Annotated in this window: 5 protein-coding genes; all 5 read left to right on the forward strand. The window is 48.2% G+C overall.

The genetic code is table 11. The features are described from left to right. The first annotated feature begins 109 nt into the window (after window positions 1–109). The gene (locus ABYW01_RS10970) at window positions 110–1,348 is read left to right on the forward strand and encodes a glycosyltransferase (RefSeq protein WP_372832690.1); all 1,239 of its coding nucleotides are present in this window, start codon (window positions 110–112) and stop codon (window positions 1,346–1,348) included. Next, window positions 1,335–2,117 (forward strand): WecB/TagA/CpsF family glycosyltransferase, encoded by a 783-nt coding sequence (locus ABYW01_RS10975; protein ID WP_372832691.1) that lies wholly within the window; start codon window positions 1,335–1,337, stop codon window positions 2,115–2,117. Before ABYW01_RS10970 ends, ABYW01_RS10975 begins: the two co-directional genes overlap by 14 nt. Before the next feature lie 73 nt (window positions 2,118–2,190). Then, complete coding sequence (locus ABYW01_RS10980) at window positions 2,191–4,422, forward strand: AAA family ATPase (protein ID WP_372832693.1); 2,232 nt, start codon at window positions 2,191–2,193, stop codon at window positions 4,420–4,422. A gap of 386 nt (window positions 4,423–4,808) precedes the next feature. Continuing rightward, window positions 4,809–5,963 carry a glycosyltransferase family 2 protein gene (locus ABYW01_RS10985; protein ID WP_372832695.1) on the forward strand — a complete coding sequence of 385 codons (1,155 nt, stop codon included), beginning with the start codon at window positions 4,809–4,811 and terminating at the stop codon, window positions 5,961–5,963. Between the two features lie 142 nt (window positions 5,964–6,105). After that, window positions 6,106–6,555: hypothetical protein (locus ABYW01_RS10990; RefSeq protein WP_372832696.1), on the forward strand; the 450-nt coding region annotated here is incomplete at its 3' end.

The raw sequence follows: 6,555 nt of genomic DNA on the forward strand, positions 1-6,555 counted from the left end.
ACTCATTCGTTAATGAACGGTTGTCTCGCGCTAAAAGTCGAAATATTGTCATACCTCTTCTGATACAGTCTGCTGTGTTGATTATCGATACCTTCAGGGAATGTTTTTAATGGCGAAGAACCGCGTTATTTTTCTCAACTCTATATTTCCAGTGCTGAGCGAGACCTTTCTCTTCAGCCAGTATACGAAAATGCTGGATGAAGGGATGGAGATGGATCTGGTATCGAGTCATCGGCCAGACGCGTCACAGGTTCATCCGGGGATGGAAAGTGTACAGAAGCAGGTCGACTACCTGTGTGATGCTGGGACTGCTGAAGTTGCTTCTGCCCATTTGCACTGTCTACTGAAGTATCCGACAGGTTATCTACGTTCATTGGCAGGGATGTTCTCTGTCGAAGAAAAACCTGTAACAACATTAAAACACATCTCAGGAGCGGCGCTGACCCTTAAGCGTTATGCTGATTCGTCGGAGCCACGTTGGGTGCATTCTCACTTCACGTATGGCGCAACGTCAATTGCGATGTGGATGAAGCGCATCGCGGGGCTGCCTTTTTCATTGACGCTGCATGGGTCTGATCTCACCTTTGATAACCCGCCGGATCTGGAGTGCAAACTTAAGGAAGCTGATCTGGTTGTTTGTATTTCGCAATACAACGTGGATTATGTAAAAGAGCATTTTCCTACAGTGGCTGAAGATAAACTGGTGGTGTTGCCGCTGGGTGTCGCTCCGCTCACCGAAGCCCCATCACCGCAAGCGTATGATTCCAATCGTCCGTTGCGAATGTTAAGTGTTGGGCGATTGTCTACGCAAAAGGCACAAGAGTATCTGGTCCGCGCGTGCGCTCAATTAAGAGACAAGGGCTTGTCGTTCGAATGTTTGTTGGTAGGAGAGGGGCCGCAGCGGGAATTCCTCGAATCGGAGATTCAGCGATTAGGATTGGAGTCTGAGGTCAAGCTGCTGGGTGCCCGTTATCATAGTGATGTTCTGGAAATGTACAAAGAGGCTGACCTGTTTGTGATGTCGAGTGTCGCGGAAGGTATGCCGATTGTGCTGATGGAAGCAATGCAGGCGGGAGTGCCTGTGTTATCAACGGCAATATCAGGCATTCCAGAGTTGCTTAATTATGGTACGGCAGGGATTTTGGTGCCAGCCGCCAGTGATGATGCATTGGCTGACGCAATGGAAGCGGTTATTAAGGGCAATGTTGACCTCGAAGAGCTACGAGAACAAGCCGTCGAGCATATCGCACAGAATTTTGATCAAGGTAAAAATGCCGTGCGTTTCCAGCACTTGTTGGAAGACAGTGGAATAGCAGAAGAAAAGGTAGCAAGCAGTGTCACTAACTGAGAAACCCCAGTATAAGGAAGAGTGGCTGAATGGCGTACGTTATCATGTCGTACACCGACAGGATATTTTTGACAGTATCCGCTGGGCCGCAGAAAACGGTGAAGGTGGGAACATCATGAATGTGAACATCCACGCCATGAACCTTGCGTACGAAGACCCCTCATTTCGTCATATTTTGAATAACGCCGATATGGTGTTTGTTGACGGTGCAGGTGTGAAACTGGGGTGCAAAATCGCTCGTTGTGATGTGGGTCAGCGCCTGACACCGGCAGACTGGCTGGAAGAGATGTTCGAGATGTGTTCTCAGGAGCAATGGCCGATTTTCTTGTTGGGTGATATCGATGAGATGGGAGAGCGTTTTGAAGAAGCGATGGCTAAACGTTATCCCGATTGCCCTTTCGCCGGACGCCATAACGGCTTCTTTGATCGCGACGGTGACGAAAACGATAAAGTTATTGAAATGATCAATAACAGTGGGGCTAAAGTGCTTCTGGTTGGTATGAGTATGCCAATTCAGGAAAAGTGGATCTGGGATAACCGAAATAAACTGACGGTTCCAGTGAAGCTTGCTACCGGGGCATTTCATCGTATATTTACCGGCGACATTGATCGTGCGCCCAAATGGGTGACGGATAACGGATTTGAGTGGCTATATCGTTTGGCGATGCAGCCGCATACGTGGAAGCGTTATATTCTGGGGAATCCGGTATTTATGCTGAGAGTCGCGTGGCACCATATTTTGGGATTTCGATTTAAAGAGAGGACTTGAATCCTATAGCCTGATTGATGAACGTACGTTAATATCATCAAGTTAAACGGATTCAGTAAAGAGAGCTGTACCCATGTATGAGGAGTTTTACGGGTTAAATCGACGCCCATTCGAAAATACTCCCAACCCAGAATTTTTCTTCGCCAGTAAACAGCATCGCGAGGCGCTCGCGGCGTTGATCTATGGCATTAAACAATCAAAAGGTTTTATGCTGGTAACCGGTGAAGTAGGTTCCGGTAAAACCTTTTTGATTCAGTCGCTTAAATACGAGCTGGAAGAAGAAAATCATATAATTCTAGAGGTTGCGACCCCCTGGATTACACCGGAAGAACTGTTTGCTGAGTTGCCGCAGAAGTTAGGCATGGATATGGACCCCGAATGGGGATCGCTGGTCTTTCAGGCAAAGTTGAAAGAGCAGCTGGAGCAGTTGCACGAACAGGGGCGTCGGGTACTTGTTATTTTGGATGAAGCCCAGCAGTTGCCTGAGCGTACGCTGGAAGGTATTCGCTTGTTATCCAACTTCGAGAACGAAGATGCGAAGCTGATCCAAATTATCTTTCTGGGACAAAACGAGCTGAACGATATTTTAGGGCGCTATTCAATGCGTCAGATTCGGCAGCGTATAACCCTGAGTCGTTCACTTGGTTACTTTAACGAAACCGAAACGCGGCGCTATATTGAACATCGCCTTAGCGTGTCTGGATGTACAGAGTCCGTATTTAACGATGACGCGTTGTCGCTGATTTTCAAGAAATCCCACGGTTCCCCACGCCTTGTTAATCTCATTTGTGATAACTGTTTGATTACAGGTTATGCACACTTTGCACGTACCATTGATGTTCACGTTGTACGCGAGGTGTTGTCTGACCTTCCGTCGGTCCACTCTGGCGCGTATGACTATGATCAGGCTCCACCGCCTTCTGAGGAGGAGCAGCCTTTACGCGTTGTGGCTGAAGCAGCACCCCGCGTCGACGCGAAGGAGCCTGTAGGAAATGCTCAGGCAGAGCCGACACCGGTGTACGAAGCAGACTCGCGGATTGAGCCTCGAAATAAAGATCAATCAAAAGCGACACCCGTTACCGAGTCCGCATTTGCGGTGCCTGAGCCACTGCCTGACTACGATGAAGGTGAAATAAAACCGAGAGAACGTAAGTCTTCAGGGGTGTTGAGCCGATATGGTTTATGGTTGGTTCTGATCGCTACAGTTGTTGTTAGTTGGTATGCGGCGCGCTGGTATGAAACGAGTCAAAAAGAAGCTGTTGTTGAAACCGAACCGCCGGTGACGACACCCTCGGTAGAACCGATGCCTGTTACCGCTGTTCAGCCAGCATCAGAACCTCAGAAACAACTGACATGGGATGATGATCCTGTTATGTCTGGCGTGGCCGAGATCCCTGCAGAATCGGTTGAAGTCGAATCTTCATTGTCGAGTATCACACCCGAACCCCCGCGTCAGCAGCCTCTACCATCGGCGGTGACAGCGACGGCGGATACCGCATCCGAGCGTGAGACTACCCAGCAGCCTTACAAGTCAGCCCTTGAACGCTACTCTGCAGGCACCACCAGTAATGATGGTTTGAGTCTGTTTGAGCGTTTACGTCAGGAGGCTAATGTCGCGGATGTGCGTGCCAAGCCCATAGAAAGACAGGCAATGGATGTAAAGGTTGAGCCAAGCGTCATTCCTGAGACGGCTAAACCGGTTGTTGTGGAGCAGCAGAAGGCGCCCGTAGTTACAAACCTTGCCAAGATGCCAAAGCCGGTTGTCCCCGTCCGTATGGAAGGACGTGCGCAGGTTGGAGTGCTGGAGGGTGTTGTCGTGTCTTCACGCCGGGTGAAACGTTATGAATCTGGTGAGTCCATTCCATATCCGTTCGAGCAGTCTGCGTTGACTAAATCACTAGTGCGTTTTACTGATGGCGCAACGGTGAGCCAGTTGGCACGTGCGAAGTATTCGACCTGGAACGATACCGTTCAGGATATGGTACGAGCACTTAATCCGAAGTTGAAAAGTCTCGATCGCGTTTATACCAAGAATATAAACCTCCCGGATATCAGTCGCGAAGATCTGATAATTAATGATGAGGCGCGTGGTTGGTTTGTATATGCGGGGACTGTCACCAGTCGTCTCAAAGCGAACAACCTGTACGAGTCTTTCGTTGCATTGGGTGAGCCTGCTGATATGGAGATTACGCGAAATGCCGAGCGCCGTATCTATCGGGTGTATATGGGGCCTTATGACAACAGGGATCAGGCTGTAACGCAGTTTAATTCGGTTGATCTGACCCATATGCCGTATCTTCGATAAGCGGAATGCTTCAACGTGCTGCATGCGACTAGTTTCGGTATTGCAGTACGTTTGGTTACAGGTAATCTTGTAGGATGGTTGGCATATGGACGCCGGGAGTATAAAAACTTCTAGAGCTCTATTTATTGAGCGGTGTCTTCTTATCGATAATTACCAAAAGATAATGTTTATAGCCACTCATGGATGAGAAAGTAACAAAAACCTGACATATGGCATGTTAAGGTTTAGTGCAGAATGGATAATGCACCCCGGAAAACAGCAGTGTACATATCGCCTGAGTCGCTAAAAAATATTGCTGAAATATTTGAGAAATCGGCTCTCTGTATAACGGGTAGTATATTTATTTTGTCTCTTTGAATGTGACTAGTTAAAAAGGAATTCGAACGTTGTTAGAAACTGTTTCGCTTATTTTGGGTTGGGTGTTTTTGCTGATTGCCGCAATTCCTGTTCTGTATTTTGGCTTGGTGACTATTGCCGCGTGCTGGCCTGAAAAAGCCCGTTCTGCAGAGACGAAAAAACTCAAATTCGCGGTCGTTATTCCTGCACATAATGAAAGTTTACTGATCAGTGAAACAGTACGGGCGGCACTGGGTCAGAACTATGATAACGACAACTATAAGGTTGTGGTGATCGCTGATAACTGTACAGATGACACAGCGGAAAAGGCTCGCGCCGAAGGGGCGCATGTTATCGAGCGTACAGGTCCTCCAGGTAAGGGGCAGGCGCTGTTTCATGCATTTACCGGGTTGTTGGAAGAACAGTGGGATGCTTTCCTGATCGTTGATGCGGATTCGCTGATGCACGTGGATGCGCTAAAAGTACTGGACCAGGAAATGAGCCACGGCGCGAAGGTCGTACAGTTGCGATATGCCATTAGAAACCCTGAGGACTCTATCCGTACCCGTGCTTTAGAGCTAGGCATGGCTTCTTTTAATGCTCTGCGTCCGAAAGGTCGAAGCGCCCTCGGTATGTCATCCGGTATATTTGGAAACGGTTTCTGTATTTCACGTGAGGCGCTGGAGAACGTGCCTTATCTCGCGCATTCTATCGTGGAAGATATTGAATACCATATCCACCTGCTATTGAAAGGATATCGTACGGTTTTTACCGATAAGGCCTGTGTTTATGCAGAGATGCCAACCTCCGTTGAAGCGTCTAAAACACAGCGTATTCGCTGGGAGCGTGGTCGTTGGATCACAATTAAAAGCTATGCCGGTCAGCTATTTCGGAATAGTTTGAAAGGCGATAAGTTTTCTCTGGATGCTTTGAGCGATGTGCTGACTCCGCCAGCAACCTTGATTATCTATCCACTGCTCGCGGCAGCATTGTTTGGTGATACGACTATACGCGTGCTGGCGCTATTGCTGTTCGTAATCATTGGTCTGCACTATCTGATTGCGAGCATACGTTATGGCAGTGTTAAGGGTCTGTTCCGCATTGGCTTGTTTGTACCTTGGTATTTGGTATGGAAAACCTGGGTGTTCGTCGTATCCATGATCAAAGATCGTAATATCGGTTGGAATCGTACCGAACGCGATTAAATACCTGTTCAGCTTGTAAGTTGTAAAACGTAGTGAGTAAGGCGGCAATGGTATTGCCGCCCGGTATCAGTGAAGTGGCCCTTGCCAATGGATCGGTAAGGAGCTGAATCGAACCCTGTTTGACAAGAAGTCTGATTAAACAATGAGCTATTCAAAGCATAAGTTAATTTTACAGGCGTATCGCGTCTCTGATCTGCTGGCATTTATTTTGGCAGGATTGGTAGCCGCATGGGGTGCGGGCATCTCCAACCATCATTCTGGCTTCTGGGAGATCCTATCCATACGTTTTTCACTGGTTAACCTGTTGGGGTATCTGGTGTTGGCGTTATTGTGGCTGGTGGTGTTTGACCGTATCAAGTTGTATGCCGCCATGAAGCCTAAGCAAACGTTGCTTGAAGAGGTCGTGGTTATTGGCTGGGCAACCGGCATTGCGACTGCGGTCTACAGTATGGCCAGTGTTTTCTTTGATATCAGCCTGTTTACTCCCGTCTTCTTACTGACCTTCTGGGTGTTTAGTACCGCATTAACATGGGTATTCCGCAGAGGGCTGCGTCTGCTGTTGAAAAAAGTCCATCTGGGAGATAATAACGAA

The organism is Pontibacterium sp. (assembly GCF_041587635.1).
GTDB lineage: Bacteria > Pseudomonadota > Gammaproteobacteria > Pseudomonadales > Balneatricaceae > Pontibacterium.

Bases quoted from the DNA above. Each gene is read 5' to 3' on its own strand.
- ABYW01_RS10980 (WP_372832693.1), top strand. From the start codon at position 2,191: ATGTATGAGGAGTTTTACGGGTTAAATCGACGCCCATTCGAAAATACT.
- ABYW01_RS10970 (WP_372832690.1), top strand. From the start codon at position 110: ATGGCGAAGAACCGCGTTATTTTTCTCAACTCTATATTTCCAGTGCTG.